Origin of the sequence: Aquitalea sp. ASV15 (assembly GCF_016429115.1) — a bacterium.
Lineage (GTDB): Bacteria > Pseudomonadota > Gammaproteobacteria > Burkholderiales > Chromobacteriaceae > Aquitalea > Aquitalea magnusonii.
Window position 1 is genome coordinate 1 of the sequence record NZ_JAELTZ010000236.1, and the last position, 269, is coordinate 269.

General features: G+C 49.4%; 1 rRNA gene. It reads right to left on the minus strand.

Annotation, left to right across the window (positions count from 1 at the left end):
- Positions 1–169: 169 nt before the first annotated feature.
- Positions 170–269, minus strand: a 23S ribosomal RNA gene (locus JHD64_RS21715); the annotation flags it as partial.

Sequence of the window (269 nt, forward strand, 5' to 3'; positions counted from 1 at the left end):
CCACCTCGCTATGGCCACCAGACATAAACTGTCAACAAACTTGAAGAAGCTTTGTGCCCCAGACACCGTCTGGAACACTGAATTAATCAGGTATCTTTATCCTGGATCTTTGATCGCGTCGCACATTCACTATCCATTCGGTCTCGGTCTCCCAAGCCACTCAAATGATAGGATCAAGCCTCACGAGCAATTAGTATCGGTTAGCTTAACGCCTCACAGCGCTTCCACACCCGACCTATCAACGTCCTGGTCTCGAACGACTCTTCAGG